At 39.1% G+C, this 15,530-nt stretch carries 14 protein-coding genes; 13 read left to right on the forward strand and 1 reads right to left on the reverse strand.

The genetic code is table 11. The annotated features are described in order from the left end of the window. The first annotated feature begins 14 nt into the window (after positions 1-14). Genes ACFQ1G_RS14210 through ACFQ1G_RS14255 form a run of 10 tightly spaced genes read left to right on the forward strand, consistent with a single transcriptional unit; the run spans position 15 to position 11,308 of the window. Positions 15-1,241, forward strand: a complete 1,227-nt coding sequence (locus ACFQ1G_RS14210; protein ID WP_380740651.1) for a UDP-glycosyltransferase — start codon at positions 15-17, stop codon at positions 1,239-1,241. After that, positions 1,238-2,383: a glycosyltransferase family 4 protein gene (locus ACFQ1G_RS14215; protein WP_380740652.1), complete on the forward strand. Its 1,146-nt coding sequence runs from the start codon at positions 1,238-1,240 to the stop codon at positions 2,381-2,383. Before ACFQ1G_RS14210 ends, ACFQ1G_RS14215 begins: the two co-directional genes overlap by 4 nt. A gap of 4 nt (positions 2,384-2,387) precedes the next feature. Further along, positions 2,388-3,467, forward strand: a complete 1,080-nt coding sequence (locus tag ACFQ1G_RS14220) for a glycosyltransferase family 2 protein (protein ID WP_380740655.1) — start codon at positions 2,388-2,390, stop codon at positions 3,465-3,467. Continuing rightward, entirely contained in the window at positions 3,464-4,117 is a 654-nt protein-coding gene (locus tag ACFQ1G_RS14225) for a hypothetical protein (protein ID WP_380740657.1), read from the forward strand. Before ACFQ1G_RS14220 ends, ACFQ1G_RS14225 begins: the two co-directional genes overlap by 4 nt. Before the next feature lie 5 nt (positions 4,118-4,122). Continuing rightward, positions 4,123-4,896, forward strand: a complete 774-nt coding sequence (locus tag ACFQ1G_RS14230) for a sulfotransferase domain-containing protein (RefSeq protein WP_380740660.1) — start codon at positions 4,123-4,125, stop codon at positions 4,894-4,896. Further along, entirely contained in the window at positions 4,880-5,890 is a 1,011-nt protein-coding gene (locus ACFQ1G_RS14235) for an N-acetylneuraminate synthase family protein (protein ID WP_380740662.1), read from the forward strand. Before ACFQ1G_RS14230 ends, ACFQ1G_RS14235 begins: the two co-directional genes overlap by 17 nt. Further along, complete coding sequence (locus ACFQ1G_RS14240) at positions 5,891-6,907, forward strand: glycosyltransferase (protein WP_380740664.1); 1,017 nt, start codon at positions 5,891-5,893, stop codon at positions 6,905-6,907. It abuts the gene before it with no gap. Beyond that, entirely contained in the window at positions 6,904-8,472 is a 1,569-nt protein-coding gene (locus ACFQ1G_RS14245) for a glycosyltransferase family 2 protein (RefSeq protein WP_380740666.1), read from the forward strand. The genes ACFQ1G_RS14240 and ACFQ1G_RS14245 overlap by 4 nt, the downstream gene beginning before the upstream one ends. After that, positions 8,469-10,325 (forward strand): hypothetical protein, encoded by a 1,857-nt coding sequence (locus ACFQ1G_RS14250; RefSeq protein WP_380740668.1) that lies wholly within the window; start codon positions 8,469-8,471, stop codon positions 10,323-10,325. The genes ACFQ1G_RS14245 and ACFQ1G_RS14250 overlap by 4 nt, the downstream gene beginning before the upstream one ends. Continuing rightward, a complete protein-coding gene (locus tag ACFQ1G_RS14255; protein ID WP_380740670.1) occupies positions 10,325-11,308 on the forward strand; it encodes a glycosyltransferase family 2 protein in 984 nt (327 codons plus the stop codon). The genes ACFQ1G_RS14250 and ACFQ1G_RS14255 overlap by 1 nt, the downstream gene beginning before the upstream one ends. A 102-nt stretch (positions 11,309-11,410) precedes the next feature. Here the strand turns inward: ACFQ1G_RS14255 and ACFQ1G_RS14260 are convergent, their stop codons facing one another. Further along, on the reverse strand, positions 11,411-12,130 hold the full coding sequence (locus tag ACFQ1G_RS14260; RefSeq protein ID WP_380740672.1) for a hypothetical protein: 720 nt from the start codon (positions 12,128-12,130) through the stop codon (positions 11,411-11,413). 169 nt (positions 12,131-12,299) lie between these two features. On the opposite strand from ACFQ1G_RS14260, the gene ACFQ1G_RS14265 reads away from it, so the two are divergent. The 3 genes from ACFQ1G_RS14265 to ACFQ1G_RS14275 all read left to right on the forward strand — a co-directional run bounded on the left by ACFQ1G_RS14265 (position 12,300) and on the right by ACFQ1G_RS14275 (position 15,516). Continuing rightward, positions 12,300-13,109, forward strand: a complete 810-nt coding sequence (locus tag ACFQ1G_RS14265) for a class I SAM-dependent methyltransferase (RefSeq protein ID WP_380740674.1) — start codon at positions 12,300-12,302, stop codon at positions 13,107-13,109. Continuing rightward, positions 13,109-14,362, forward strand: coding sequence for a glycosyltransferase family 4 protein (locus ACFQ1G_RS14270; protein ID WP_380740675.1), 1,254 nt, complete (start codon positions 13,109-13,111; stop codon positions 14,360-14,362). The genes ACFQ1G_RS14265 and ACFQ1G_RS14270 overlap by 1 nt, the downstream gene beginning before the upstream one ends. A gap of 95 nt (positions 14,363-14,457) precedes the next feature. Then, positions 14,458-15,516, forward strand: a complete 1,059-nt coding sequence (locus tag ACFQ1G_RS14275; RefSeq protein ID WP_380740677.1) for a glycosyltransferase — start codon at positions 14,458-14,460, stop codon at positions 15,514-15,516. Positions 15,517-15,530 lie beyond the last annotated feature (14 nt).

Here is a 15,530-nt window from a genome sequence, read left to right on the forward strand (position 1 = left end):
CTCCTAAAATCCTTGTGGTAGTCGAATCGATTGATGTTGATGAAAGCAGTGGTTCTAAAGCTAATTGGGCGTTTATACAGAACCTGAAAAAGGCCGGATATCAACTCAAGGTATATCATTTTAGCAAGAAAGATATAGTGCTTAAAGATATCTCGACAGTAAAGATCCGGGAGAATCGAAGAAGTTTTCTATTTCTGTTAAGCAGGCTGGAACGCTATTTTCGTAATTATCTTAAAATAGAACTTCACCGTCCACTCGAAAATACTTTTGGTTTTTCTTTTACCCTGATGAACGATCGCAATAGCATAGTTTCAGAATTAAAGAACATGGATATTAAGCCCGACCTGGTAATTACCCTTAGCAAAGGAGGCAGTTTCAGGCCACACCACGCTTTACTTCAGATGCCAGAATGGCATTCAAAGTGGCTTGCTTATATGCATGACCCTTATCCCATGCACCACTATCCGAAACCATATACCTGGAAAGAGCCGGGCTATGAACAAAAGGAAACCTTTATTCGAAAGGTATCCCAAAAAGCTGCTTTTTCTGCCTTTCCTTCACAATTGCTGAAAGAATGGATGGGGCAATTTTATCCCAACTTTTTAAGAACGGGGATCATCATCCCGCATCAGAACGTTGCATACTCCCACGAAAAGGTTGATTTTCCGGAATATTTCAATCCTGAAAACTTCAATTTATTGCACGCAGGCAATTTACTGGGAGCTAGAAATCCAAAGCCTCTTTTGGAAGCTTATAATATGTTCCTGAATCGTCATCCGGAGGCAAAACCGGATTCCAGGTTGATATTTTTAGGAGGCAGTAACGAGAGGGTAATGGACGAAGCAGGCAAAATACCAAACATAATTGCCAGTGAAGGCTACCTTCCCTTTAAAGAGGTCTATGCCATGCAGCAGAAGACAGCTGTAAATATCATTTTGGAAGCAAGATCTGAGATCAGCCCATTCCTTCCGGGAAAATTCCCTCATTGTGTAAATTCCGATAAGCCCATGCTTTTACTGGGGCCTGAGAAGAGTGAAGTTCGAAGATTATTAGGGACAGAGTATCCCTACTGGTCAAAAATTATCGATTCCCAAAGAATTTCTCAACTCATAGAGGATTTGTATAAGTGCTGGAAGATTTCCCCGGAAAGCTTTCATCTGAAAAGACCTGATATTAAGGAATACCTGGAAGCTGGTCATTTGAAAAAGGTATTGGATACTGTTTTAGAGAAGAGTGCATGAAGATCCTCATGGTTTCCATATTTGCCCCACACTTCTTTAACTGGACCGAACAGTTGAGAGATTCAGGTCATGAAGTTTACTGGCTGGATGTATTCGATTCCAATACTCATGTTGAGAAAATAGACTTCGCACAACAAATTATAGGTTGGAGGTATAAAAAGAACTTTAAGGGCCGATATTTTATTAAGAACAGGGCACCAAAATTGAACCGGATAGTAAACCTTTTAAATGAGCGGAAACTTACAGATGTTTTGGAATCCAAAATTAAAGAGATCCGGCCGGATGTAATTCACAGTTTTGTGATCTATTTGTCAGGAGTTCCAATCCTTCCGGTGATTGAAAAATTTCCGGAGGTTAAATGGATACTTTCTACCTGGGGAAGTGACCTTTATTACTACAGAGAACAACCGAAGTATTTAGAGGGAATTAAAAAAGTATTACCAAAGATCGATTACCTATTTACAGACTGTAAACGGGATCAGGAGATCGCACGGGAGAATGGATTTCAAGGAAAATTTATGGGAGTATTCCCCGGTGGGGGAGGTTTTGAGCTTGAGAAGCTGGCAGAGTCTTCCAAACCCCATGAGGAAAGGAATATTATCCTCATAAAAGGCTACCAGGGGAAACACGGGAAGTGTGTGGAAGTTTTAAAGGCAGTTTCCGGGCTGCGTGAGGAATTCACAAATTATGAAATCGTAGTGTTTGGTGCGGCAGAAGAAGTTTTTGAATTTATAGATTCTTCAGATTTAAAGCACTGGAATAACCTGAAATGTTTAGAGAAATTAGCTCGTCAGGAGGTTTTGGAGTTGATGGGTAGATCTCTTTTATATATCGGCAACAGTAGTTCAGACGGTATGCCCAACACCTTGCTGGAAGCAATAGTCATGGGTGCATTTCCCATACAATCAAATCCCGGCGGGGCGACTGCAGAACTGATTGAAGACGGGAAAAACGGAGTGCTTATAGAAGATCCGACTGATGTTCAGGAATTAAAAAATATCTTAAAAGAAGCAATTAACGGGAGCCAGGATCTTAAAGCGGGAGTTGCTTATAATTTTGAATATATTAGGCCTATGCTGGACAGGGGCAGGGTGCGGGAGCAGGTTTTGGAAAAATATAAATTAATAGAAAGCGAAATCTAACTGATTGGAGAAACGATTTTCAATAGTATATGCTAACCGGAACCGTGATCCTGAAAGGATAAGAAGCTCTTTCAAGTCCCTGGAAGAACAGGTAGGACGTTCATTTGAGGTCATCTTTGTGGATTATGGTAGTAAGGCCGAACTAATTCCGGAATATCGGCAAATCGCAGGTGATTTTTCTTTTGTTAAAGCATTCTTTTTAGAAGTGCCGCAAGTCCTGTGGAATAAAAGCAAAGCTCTTAATTACGGGATCAAAATGGCCGATGGGGATTTTATTTTCATTGCCGATGTAGACCTGATCTTTCACCCTGAAACTCTCACGTTGTTTGAGAAACTGGCTAATCCTGAAAAATTCTTCCTGTTTAAACTCGGATATTTAAGTAAGCAAGAATCGGTGAAATTGAAAGGGAATTACACTTTTGAACATTTGAAACCGGTACGATATGGCAAGGTGAACGGAATGGTCCTGGCCGGGAAACAAGCATTGCTGAAAGTGAATGGGTTGGATGAATTCTTTCATTTTTACGGGGCTGAAGACGAGGATCTCTTTGCCCGCCTTGAAACTGCCGGCTATAAAAGAGATTTTGCAGGCGCTGAATATTTTTATCACAACTGGCACAGGAGTTTTAGCGGTTCCGAAGACAAACTGCTAACAGGCAATCCAAGGGTTAAGAATATAATGAGACTTAATCAGCGACATTTTCAGAGGAACAGGGACCTGGGGATCATCAAGCCTTCTAAAATGGCAGAGATCATTTCCCCTGAACAGGCAGATATTTTAAATGAACCTACGAGGTGTTTCCGGATCAAAAATATCATGGCGCACGTCGAGCATTTCCTGAGAGAAGAGCTACCCTCCCTCGATGGCGAGGTCGTTAAAGTGGAGTTCGTGGAGGATCCTTATTTCAATTCTTTTAAACATAAACTGAAAAAACTGCTCGGAAAACAAACACAACCTTATATTTCCATGAAACAGGTGAACGATATGCTGCTCAAGGAGATTATTTACTGTTACAGGGACCATAATTATTCATTTAAGTTGAAGGAAGATCTAAACAGTATCAGCTTTAGAATAGCTTTATGAAAAAACAAAAGCTCCGGCAAGCCTACCGGAAATTCGATCATGCCGAAGGAAATCAGCATATTGCCAGTGAATTTGCGGTGGAGAAACTAATGGAATTGATCACCTGGTTTAAAACGAAAAACATCCTCGAAGTGGGATTGGGTATCGGCAGCATTTCAGGAACTATCCTCGAACTCCAAAAAGACGGGGGGCAATATTACGCAGGAACTGAGGACAATCCATACTGTCTGGAAGCTTTGAATAGGAATCTGGGAACTAATTATGAGAAAGTGGATATTTATGGAGGGATAGGAGAGATTCCTGATTATTATAAATTTGACCTCATAATCATTGACGGGAAAGATCAAAACCTGAGTCAAATTCAAAGCCTGCTTTCCTCAAAGGGAATAATTGTCATAGAGGGAGACAGAATGCCTCAGCAAATTCTTCTTGACGAATTGTTTCCACATAATATAATGGTACATAGTATCAGTCTAAAAAAAAATTCTGCAAGGAGTCCTTTCCCAACAGATGAATGGCAGGGAGGTGTTAAGATTTTATTTATTAATCCTACTCTTAAACAAAAAATATGGTGGTTTAAAGAGAAGATATTTACAAAGTTAAAGTATCAATATCCAGGCAGACATTTTGGACAAACAATTACTGAATAAAATTCATGAGAAATAAAATTGTTAATTTTTATATTGACTTCAGAGCAAAATTTATACGTTTAAGAGATAGTATTTTTGGAGATACGAATTATAAGAAATTTATTATAATCAGTGACTCCAGAACAGGTTCTACTTTGGTGAATAATATGCTGAATTTTCACCCGAAAATTATTGCTAAAGGAGAGGTTTTCAGGGAGCTTAATTCAAAGAGCAGTGGGCAGGTTTGGAAGGAACTTTTTAGTAATTACCCCAAAAGGATAAAATATGTAGGCATTAAATTATTTTATCATCATCCTTTGAAGGGAGATAAGGGGGTCTGGGATCTGGTTGAAAGGGACAGATCAATAGTTATAATTCACCTGGTTAGGAAAAATATTTTACGTTCTCTTGTTTCAAAAAAAATAGGTTTAAAGACAAAGCAATGGACGGAGAATGTAAACTCGACAGAAACCATCGATGCGGAAAATAAAAAAATAGAGCTGAGTCCTGAGGAATGTGAAAGCTACTTTGAAGAGATCAAAGCATATCAGGAAAAGACCGACAGTATGTTTTCAAAACACAAGTTGATACCTTTAACTTATGAAGACCTGGCAAAAGACAGGAGAAAAGTTATTAATGGGTTATATAGAGCTTTAGGATTAGATAGGTTTGAAAGAGATTCTGAATTAAAGAAACAGAATCCTGAACCCCTGGAAGATCTGATTTTGAATTACCAAGAGCTTAAAAACCATTTTTACGGTAGTAAATGGGAAATCTATTTTAATGGAGAACAACAATAAGGTGTTTATCATAGCCGAAGTCGCACAGGCCCATGACGGTTCTTTTGAAAAGGCTCTGGAATATATTGAAGCCCTTGCCCAAACGGGCGTGGATGCGGTGAAATTTCAGGTTCATATTGCGGATGCTGAAAGTAGCATTCATGAACCTTTTCGCGTTAAGTTTTCTGATCGTGATAAAACCCGGTTCGATTACTGGAAACGTATGGAATTTAACCTGGAAGAATGGAAACGACTTAAAGCAAGCTGTGATGAAAAAGGAGTTGAATTCCTGGCTTCCCCGTTCAGCAATACCGCGGTTGATCTTCTGGAAAAGATGGGAGTGAAGAGATACAAAATTGGGTCGGGCGAGGTGAATAATTTCCTGCTTTTAGAAAGGATCGCCCGTACAGGGAAACCGGTAATTCTTTCCTCGGGAATGAGTTCGTTTGAAGAACTGGATGCAGCTGTGAATTTTTTGAGGGAAAGAAAGATGGAATATAGCATTCTTCAATGCACTACTGCCTATCCTACCCAGCCTGGAAATTATGGCCTGAATGTAATTCCTGAATTAAAAAAACGATATGGAGTTACAGTTGGTTATTCAGATCATTCGGCAAAGATGGAGACCTGTATTGCAGCCACCGCTTTAGGGGCTGAGATCCTTGAGTTTCATGCTGTTTTTGACAGGAATAGTTTGGGTCCCGATGCCTCGTCTTCCCTGGAAATGGAGGAGATCTCTCAGCTGGTGAATGCCGTTAAAAATATTAGGACCTCACTGAATAATCCTGTAGATAAAAGCGACAGTACTATTTTTGAAGGTTTGAAAAATATCTTTGAGAAATCCCTTTCGGTAAACAAAGATCTCCCGGCAGGTCATATTTTAACTTTTGATGACCTGGAAGCAAAAAAACCTAAAGGCTATGGGCTTGATGCTTCGAGATTCGAGGAGGTAATTGGAAAAAAGCTGAAAAAGGAATTAAAGAAATGGGATTTTTTGACGGAGCAGGAGGTATAAATGAAAAAGGTAGTTCTGCATTTCAATTCAGTAAACCACCATTTCAGTCAACTTATCACCGGGCTGGAATATCTAAATCATCATAGGAAAATTGACCTTAGCTATAACTTTGATTTTGGAAAATATCCCGAGAATATTTTCAGGGTGGAGATCTCCGGTTTGAACCTGTTCTTTGATCTTGCAGACCACTCTAAAATAGACCCTATTCTTTACCGGGAATCAGATTTCTACATTAAAAGAATGTTGTTGAAAAAAGATCATGTCGAAAATCACAAATTAACCCCCTATGGCTTATATTTTCCTGTTTATTACCGAAATCCTACCCTTAAATACCTTTTCTTAAAAGACCTTTCCTATTGGAAATATTCACTTAAATATTGGAAGGGAGTATCTAAATTTTTAGACATTCGGGATAGCATCGCAACCAATGAATTATCTATAATAGAATCAGACCTGACGGAGAACAAAGGCGTTATTTTTCGTTCAAGGTTGTGGGGTGCAGGTAAGGATCATCCAAAATGGAAAAGAGAAAATAGAAAAGCTTTAAATGACCAGCGTATCAGGATCAATAAATTATTGAAGGAGAAATTTGGAGATTCTTTTACCGGAGGTATAAGAAAAGATGATTTTTCAGATAAGCAATGCCCGGAGTTGGTGTTGCCGAAAAAGGAATTTCATCGGAAGCGGTATTTAAAAAAGATGCAAAATTCTTCTATTGGAATCGTTACTTACGGACTTGAAGAAAGTATAGGTGCTAAGTTTGGAGAGTATCTTGCAAACGGCCTCGCCATTGTGACCAATCCAATTGATGAATTTCAACTATTAGGCCCTTTAAAAGAGAAAGAACACTATTTTTCGTATCATTCCCCAGAAGAATGCCTGGAAAAAACTCAACTGTTATTTTCAAATGATGGTCTGCGTAGATCCATGCAAAAGGCCAACCGGGAATATTATAATAACTGGCTGCACCCGGGAACAAAAATGATGAAGATCTTTGAACGAATAGACTTACTATGATCCTTCTTATTCATAAAATAGGTGGCCGTATAGTTGAGGTTCGCAAAGATGGTGAGCCAATGATAGTTTCCAGCGATCCTTGTAATGCTATATGGAACCTGGCTGAAAAATTCCCTGAGGAAAAAATATTATGGGTAGAGGATGAACTGAAAGAATTTTTAGATCCCAGGCTTGCTGAAAAGAGGATTTTACATGAGCGGATAATGGTCTCTTATGCTGTAAATTCTAAATTTCTTCCTGGAAATATAGGTTATGTTGATCAATTACCTTTTATCAACATCAATCCTGAAATAAAGTTTCCAACCTGGAGAATGAGCAGCGATGTGGGAGGTATAAAGGGAAAAACCCTTCTTAGTTTCAAAGAGGAATTTAAAGGGATCAGGAACTTTGACTTTCTTCTCAATTCAATAGCCAAAGTGGGGCAGCAGAACGGTTTATTCTGTTATTCAGATCCCGGGCTGCTTCAACTTAATAAATTACCTAAGACAGCTAATGCCAGAGGAGGAGACGCTGAATTATTTTCCTTTGTTCACCGTCATTATAAAACAATTTGGGTCTATGTTTTATTCTTTTGCCTGATTCGATATGAAAATCGCTTACCGATCACTGCTTTCTTGAAAGCTTTTTTTGATAAGAAATTTTTCGGGAAAGTAATTGATATACCGGAAATCACTCAGACCGCAGAAGTAAATGAGGCCTCCATTGATGTGATCATTCCTACCATAGGAAGATCAAAATATCTGCAGCAGGTGGTTAAGGATCTGAGCAGGCAAAGTCTTTTGCCGCAAAGAGTGATCATAGTAGAACAAAATCCGGCTCCTGATTCAACTTCAGAACTGGTCCAAATGCTTGGGGAGGAATGGCCTTTCGAGATATCACATATTTTCACACATGAAGCTGGGGCCTGCAGGGCAAGAAACAAAGCCTTAAAAGAAGTGAAATCTGATTGGGTATTCTTTGCCGATGACGATATAAGGATGAATAGAGAAGTATTAGAAAATGTCATCAAGGAAGCCGTTAGGTTGGACGTGGAATGTCTTAATCTAAATTGCAAACAGGAAGGGGAAGAAACAGTATTCAAGAAGATCAAGCAATGGGGGAGTTTTGGTTCGGGAACCAGTTTGGTGAAAAGCCATTTTGCCTTACAAAATGAATTTTCTGAAGTTTTTGAACATGGGTATGGGGAAGATGCTGATTACGGAATGAAGCTCAGGAATTCGGGTTGTGACATCATTTATCATCCAGATCTTGAGCTCCTGCATTTAAAGGCGCCGGTTGGAGGATTCAGGAAAAAGCCTGTGCTGGAATGGGAAAAGGAAGATCCTCTACCCAAACCTTCACCAACATTAATGATACTGGGTAAAAGATACTATACCTCCAAACAAATGAAAGGTTTTAAAATTTCTCTCTATTTGAAATTTTTCAGAAAACAGAAAACGAAGAATCCCTGGACGTATTTAAAAAATATGGAAGAGCGCTGGAAAAGAAGCGAATATTGGTCAGCAAGACTGGAGAGAGAAATAATTTATCAAAAAACGCATGCAATAAAGAGAATAAAGGAATGAAATATTTGATTTCAAATCAGAAGACTTTGTTGCCCCCTAAAGACTGGCCTGTACCCACCAAGATTCAGAAGATAGGTGTATTAAATGTTCTTCTGGAGGAAGAAAGGAATATTGAAGTCATCCGGAAATGTTTACTACTGCATGATGGTTATCTGCGTGATTTAGATGAAAAAATCGATGACCTTGCGGGACAACTGCGAAGTGTCACTAAAGCTATCGGCGGAGAATGGCCCCTGGCCTCCAACTATACCGGTTCCTTTTCAGCTGCGCTGATTGATTCTGAAGAACAGAAAATAGTATTATGTACAGATCAGGTGGGACTCTATCCCTTATACTATCTCAGAAAAAGTGGCCTTTTTTATATTTCTAACAGCATAATTTTGATAGGCGCTATTTCGGGTTGTGATTTTGATGAAGCGGGAATTGTACAAAGATGCCTAGGACCTGAGTTGGAGAACATCGGCTCGAGAACAATACTTAAGAATTGCAAACGTTTGCTGCCGGGAGAATGTCTGAGGTTTGATTTTGAAGGAAATATTTTATCCAGGGAATACGACAACAGGCTGTATAATGATATAAGTGATCCTTCTCAGGATCATGACCTGGCAAAGGAATACTGGAGGGCCTACCAAAATGAAGTTAAGTATTGCGTCAATTATTCTGAGAATGTAAATATTGCACTTAGTGGGGGGATTGACAGTAGAATTGTGTTAGGTGCTATTCCCGATGAGAAACCGCCAACCTGTTTTACTTTTGGCGATCCAGGCAATTACGAATCAAGGGTTGCTTGGCGCCTGGCTAAGATCAAAAAAGCAAAATTTGTAGCCTGTCATGACTCTTCGGTTTACTTTCCTAAACCTGAAACTTTAAAACGTTATACTCTTCAAACAGAGGCCGTACAACTTTGTTCCTGGTTGGAGATCACCGAAAAGGTTGGAGAACCAAAAAAGGAACCGCTTTTATTTGGAGAATTGTGTGAGGCCTTGCCAGCGAGAAAAATAGAAAAATTTTCTTCCAGGAAGTTCAGACAGGAAAATTTCTATAAATATTATATCAGAGGAAAGGACTATGAGTTTGAAAAAGTGAACGAAAAAAATGTTTCAGAATGGAAAGAAAAGATAAGAAAGAGGTTTCGCATCTATTATCATGAAAGAAACCTGGTTAAAATTAAAGTGAAGTCTGGACAGGAGCAGTTAATCACTGCTCTTAATACCAATCTGGAAGAGATCTTCTCCCGGATCGATGCCCATAATTTGCCATATATTGAATTATATGATGAACTTTTTTCCTGGTATACCTATACTCGGATGCGTCTTTCCAAACAATTGTTATTAAGCGGAAGTAAATTTGATTCCTATTCTCCCGCTATGTCTTTACAGCTGCTAACCAGGACAAGTAATTTACACCCCAATTTAAGACTTAACTACCGTTTCGCGAAAAAACTGTTCAGGAACCATAAGGAGCTAAAGAAGCTCAACAGGGTACCCACCAGCCAGGCGCCTTTAATTCCACAGAATTTCCCTGACCTATTAAAATTCGCCATGTGGGGATTCCGTTCTAAGGCAGATCAGGTCATAACAAAACGGTTAATGAAAACAAGGGATATTTCAAAACCTTACCGACTTTTCAGATCCATAAACTGGGCGAAAGTATATCAGCATCCGGATATGGAAAAGAACCTGAAAGCTTACTTTGACCCTAACCATTTGGGAGAAGCTTATTTTAAAGACATATATGCTCAGGCAATTGAAAGGAAAGCATTAAAACAATGGCCTTTTGCAAATATGAATATTATGAATGCAGCCAGTTTGAATACCGAGTTAAAATTAATTAATGACTTTAAAAAAGGATAATGCGTTTCAGCCTCATCATATGTACCTTTCAGAGACCGAAAGCTTTAGTGAAGTTATTGGATTCGGTATCTGAACAAACTGAATATCCTGATGAAATATTGATCATTGATGGTTCAGATGATAATCAAACAAAGGATATTTTAGTTGAAAAGAAATTTCGAAACACCCGATATTTTAAGGTGCTGGAAGGCCAACGGGGACTCACCCGTCAAAGGAATTTTGGAATACAGGAGGTTTCAGAAGAAACTGAAATTATTTGTTTTCTGGATGATGATGTGGTTCTGAAAATGGATTATTTTGAAAACCTCTTTAAAACCTATATAAAATACCCAGAAGCCATTGGAGTAGGAGGATATATAATTGACGATATAAAATGGGAGGAGAACGGGGAGGCAGAATTTGGGGATTTTGTTTATGATGGCTTTAAAAGAAAACTAGGCAGCAGAAATGTGCTACGTAAGAAGTTTGGGTTATTAAGTGAAACCCCGCCCGGCGTTATGCCCAAAGCTTCGAACGGGTTCTCTACAGGTTTTCTACCACCTTCGGGAAAAGTATACCCGGTTGAATATTTTATGGGCGGAGTGGCTTCCTATCGGAAGGAACTCTTTCAAAAGATTAGATTTTCCCATTATTTTGAGGGCTATGGTCTTTATGAAGATATGGACTTTTGTTTGCGGGCTTCAAAATTGGGACAATTATATGTGAATACCACCGCTCAATTGTTTCACTACCATGAGGAGGCGGGTAGACCTAATCGTTATGAGTATGGAAAAATGGTGATCAGGAACGGCTGGTACGTATGGCGTGTAAAGAATCCTTCCCCTGATTTGGAGGCCAAGCTGAAATGGCATGCTACTGTTTTTTTGTTAACTTTTGTCCGAATGGGGAATATATTTACAACTTCAAAAAGAAAAGAAGCTTTAACAGAAAGCCTGGGAAGAGTGGTGGGGTGGTGGAGCTTAATTTTCAAAAAGCCATTGTAAATAAATGGCTTTCTATCTTTCGGTTTCGTTAAGCCTGTCTTTGCTTATGGGTAAGCAATTATTGCACGAAAGGAAAGAATGACCTTTTAACCCGAGATAGATCTAGGATAAAAATTTTTGACTCAGATTACGAATCATACGTGCATAATGGATCAATAGGTTATGCTTATATTCATTCCCGGAAAAACCACTTCTGCCTTTAATCCTTAATGGTTCGTAAAAAGGTTTATAGACTTTTCCTTCAATTCTTTTATATTGAACAGCGGCATCCCATAAGGATAATTCAAAATTATATCTAATGCTTAAATTTTGACCTACATTCCATTGGTAAGGCCAAAAATCCGGAGTAAAAAAGAAGCACCGGGAATCCATATTTCTAAATTTATAGGAATTGGCATATATTAAACAGCATTGATTATCTCTAATTTTAAGAAATTTACTGGATAACCTGTTGAAATTGAGAACTTTTAATCTGCCGGTTATTTTGGCAATAGCCTTCGCTTCTTTAATAAATTTAGAGTTTTTTATTGCATAATCAATAAGCTCAAGTTCTTTATAAGCTTTACCGCGATCAGGTTCAATAGGTTCAGATTTGAAGGTGAGATATTCAATTCTTTCAGGAAACAAAGGGAATCCATCTAAAGGATCACCTGAATTTTCAGCGAAAATAATTTTGAAAGGGGTTTTATGAAGGTAAAAATCTAAAGCTTTTAAATATTGCTTTTTGCGAATTTCCGGATCCAGAATTTTAAGTTTGGAATAGCTGTTCGGAGTAATTGTAGCAGTAAGCAATATAACAAGGTCCTGATTTATTGTTTTCATGAATAGAAATATTCAAATTCGAGTTAACGTATCCAAATGAGAGACAGTCAGAAAATTAAAGGTAAGCTTTATAATCATTTTACCATTAAAAATATCTAAAGTCTATCAATTAGGCGTAATCGTGAAGTGTAAACTACCGATTTTGCCTTTTTCTTTTTACATTTCCAGCATGAAGCCTGAAGAACGAATCGCCATCAATAAACGCCAGGAAGAATTCTATAACAGAAAGAATAAGAACCTGCCCACCCGTATCTGGTCCTATTTCAGGAACGGCCTTCTAAACCGGATCAAAAAAGGGATAGGTATAGAAAAAGATATCTACGAATTGCATAAAAGCTGGTTCGGAGATCTTTCTGACAAAAAGGTGCTGGACCTGGGTTGCTATATGGGGAACAGCCTAAGTATTTATCTGGCAGAAAATTCAAAGAGTTATTTAGGTATTGATCTTAGTGGGAAAGGTATCGCGCATCTTAACCGCCGTTTAGAAAAAGTGAAAGGAGCCAGGGCAGAAGTCATGGATTTTCTCTCCGATGATTTTACAGAAAAGGATTTTGATCTTATTTATGCTTATGGGGTATTGCACCATTTTAAGGATGTGGATGAATTGATCATAAGATTGCAGGAGAAGCTTCGACCCGGCGGAATAATTGTTAGCCATGATCCCTTACAGACTAGCACTCCTTTGAGAATTTTGCGTACTGTCTATCGCCCTTTTCAAAGTGATAAGGATTGGGAGTGGCCGTTTTCAAGGAAGACCTATTATAAGTTTGAAAAAGCTTTTGAAATTCAGGAAAGAAGAGGGGTGTTGGCAAAGACTAAATATGCAGCCCTTTTAGGTTTAGTGCCGATTACAGAAGAAAAAAAACTGTCGAAGGCGAAGGCATGGCATCAAATGGATTGGGAACAATCAGCAATTTCTGATTCTTATATGTTTAAATGTATGCATTTGAGTATGTTAATGCGAAACAAGACGACTTAATGTTATTTTCCATTTTCACACATGTTGAACATCTGAAGAAGAATAAGCATTACCTGGCCTATTCTCCTTATGTGAGGGAAATGAATTTATGGCTAAAACATGTGGACAGAGTAAAGGTCGTTGCCCCTTATTCTGAAATGGAATTAAATGGAGCTGCTGAATATGAGCATTCGGAATTTTATTTTTCGGAAATCCCGGGTTTTAACTTATTGTCATTAAAAGGTGTTTTTCTGAGTTTTTTTAAAATTCCTTTTATAGGTTGGAAACTTATCGAAAATATGAAACGGGCCGATCACATTCACCTTCGATGTCCCGGTAATATTGGACTGATCGCATGTATCTGTCAGATCTTTTTTCCGAATAAACCAAAAACGGCGAAATATGCCGGGAATTGGGATCCAAATGCGAAACAACCCTGGAGTTACCGACTGCAGAAATGGATCTTGAAAAACCCTTTTTTGACCCGGAATATGACAGTTCTGGTGTATGGCGACTGGCCGGGGCAAACAGCTAATATCAAACCTTTTTTTACCGCCAGTTTTTCGGAAAATGAAATTAAACAGATAAGAGAAAAAACATTTTCAACAACCTTTACTTTTTTATTCGTGGGTAACCTGGTGCCGGGAAAGCGACCTATTGAGGCTATTCAATTGGTTCATGGCCTGAAGGAATCCGGATCCCGTGTGAACCTGGAAATTTACGGCCATGGCCCGGAAAGAGACAATCTGGAGAGTTATTGCCGGGAAAATAATTTACAGGGAGACGTAAAATTCCACGGAAACCGTTCTCTTGAAGAACTGAAAGCAGCCTATCAAAATGCACATTTTGTGATCTTGCCATCCCGATCTGAAGGTTGGCCCAAGGCTCTTGCGGAAGGCATGTTCTTTGGATGTATCCCAATTGCCACTCCTGTAAGTTGTGTGCCATGGATGTTGGGAGAAGGGAGCAGGGGAGTGTTGATTACGAATAAAGCCAACGGCCAACGGCCAACAGGCAACGGTTCAAAAAAAGGGTCAGTCGACAGTGGTCAGTGGGCAGTTGATATAGAAAAGATCTTATGCTTACTTAGAAAACCTGAAGAAATGCAACGAATGTCTATGGAAGCAAAGAGATGGAGTCAGCAGTATACGCTGGAGAGGTTTGAAGAAAGGATCAAGGAAGTTTTGAGTGTCAGGGGTCTTAATAAATCGGCGGAAACCGGAAAACTTTCCCCGGCTCCCTTTAGGGATGGGGTAAAGCGGGGAAAGAATTAATAGAAGCAATTTGAGAACCAAATACTTCGACCGTCGTTCTGACTCAAAGTGACATTCAAAATTAAAACAATAAACAGAAAACCGAAAGCGGAAGAATGCGGGTCTTACAAATAATAGACAGTTTACGTAGCGGCGGCGCTGAACAGATGGCGGTTTCCTATGCGAATGCCCTATCCGGTAAGATAGAGGGATCATACCTTTGCTGTACCCGAAGGGAAGGACTGTTGAATGCTAAAATAGCTAAAGAGGTAGGATACGTATTTTTGAATAAAAAGCACTCTTTTGACCTTAAGGCTTTCCTGAAGCTTCGTCGATTTGTTGTGAAAAACGAGATCGATCTCTTGCAGGCCCATAGTACCTCCTGGTTTTTAGCGGTGATGTTGAAGATAACCCTTTGTGAAGTAAAACTTGTATGGCATGACCACTATGGAAGGGAATTGAAGAACAGACCGGCTTATCCTTTGAAAGCGTTTTCAGGATTCTTGGATGGGGTCATTTCTGTAAATCCCGATCTCAAAAATTGGGCTCTGGATACACTCAAGGCGAAAAAGGTTATCTTCTTTAAAAATTTTCTGCCTTCTATTTCTCTTGAAAGAGGTGCGAAACTAAATGGCGAAAACGATCTGAAGATAATATGTGTAGCCAATTTCCGGCCTCAAAAGGATCATCTTACTTTACTGAAGGCGTTTCAGAGATTACTTCTATCAACCAAAGAGAAAGTCAGTCTTCATCTAATAGGCAAAGACAACCAAGATGAGTATTCAGAGAAGGTTCAGCAGTTTATCAGGGAACATGCTTTAAAAGATGTTCATATTTATGGAGAACAGGAATCCATTGGGTTTCTTCTGGATCAGGCCGATATTGCAGTTCTTTCTTCGTCTTCGGAAGGTTTGCCTGTGGCGCTTCTGGAATACGGTAGAGCAGGTTTACCTGTAGTGTGTACAAATGTGGGGCAGTGCGAAGAGGTGATAGGTGGCTTCGGAAAACTGGTGGAACCGGAGGAACCGAATGCCTTAATGAAGGCTCTCCTTCAATATGTCAATAACGAACAGCAACGAAGCCAAGATGCAAGGAACTTTCAGCAAAAAGTTCTTTCCGAATATTCAGAAGAATTGATTATCCCACAGGTGATAAGGTTTATGCAATCTCTGTAAAAATACTCTTTTAA

The organism is Salinimicrobium gaetbulicola (assembly GCF_042676025.1).
Classification (GTDB): domain Bacteria; phylum Bacteroidota; class Bacteroidia; order Flavobacteriales; family Flavobacteriaceae; genus Salinimicrobium; species Salinimicrobium gaetbulicola.

Bases quoted from the DNA above. Each gene is read 5' to 3' on its own strand.
- ACFQ1G_RS14245 (WP_380740666.1), top strand. From the start codon at position 6,904: ATGATCCTTCTTATTCATAAAATAGGTGGCCGTATAGTTGAGGTTCGC.
- ACFQ1G_RS14260 (WP_380740672.1), bottom strand. From the start codon at position 12,130: ATGAAAACAATAAATCAGGACCTTGTTATATTGCTTACTGCTACAATT.
- ACFQ1G_RS14275 (WP_380740677.1), top strand. From the start codon at position 14,458: ATGCGGGTCTTACAAATAATAGACAGTTTACGTAGCGGCGGCGCTGAA.
- ACFQ1G_RS14255 (WP_380740670.1), top strand. From the start codon at position 10,325: ATGCGTTTCAGCCTCATCATATGTACCTTTCAGAGACCGAAAGCTTTA.
- ACFQ1G_RS14235 (WP_380740662.1), top strand. From the start codon at position 4,880: ATGGAGAACAACAATAAGGTGTTTATCATAGCCGAAGTCGCACAGGCC.
- ACFQ1G_RS14265 (WP_380740674.1), top strand. From the start codon at position 12,300: ATGAAGCCTGAAGAACGAATCGCCATCAATAAACGCCAGGAAGAATTC.
- ACFQ1G_RS14240 (WP_380740664.1), top strand. From the start codon at position 5,891: ATGAAAAAGGTAGTTCTGCATTTCAATTCAGTAAACCACCATTTCAGT.
- ACFQ1G_RS14230 (WP_380740660.1), top strand. From the start codon at position 4,123: ATGAGAAATAAAATTGTTAATTTTTATATTGACTTCAGAGCAAAATTT.
- ACFQ1G_RS14270 (WP_380740675.1), top strand. From the start codon at position 13,109: ATGTTATTTTCCATTTTCACACATGTTGAACATCTGAAGAAGAATAAG.
- ACFQ1G_RS14250 (WP_380740668.1), top strand. From the start codon at position 8,469: ATGAAATATTTGATTTCAAATCAGAAGACTTTGTTGCCCCCTAAAGAC.
- ACFQ1G_RS14225 (WP_380740657.1), top strand. From the start codon at position 3,464: ATGAAAAAACAAAAGCTCCGGCAAGCCTACCGGAAATTCGATCATGCC.
- ACFQ1G_RS14215 (WP_380740652.1), top strand. From the start codon at position 1,238: ATGAAGATCCTCATGGTTTCCATATTTGCCCCACACTTCTTTAACTGG.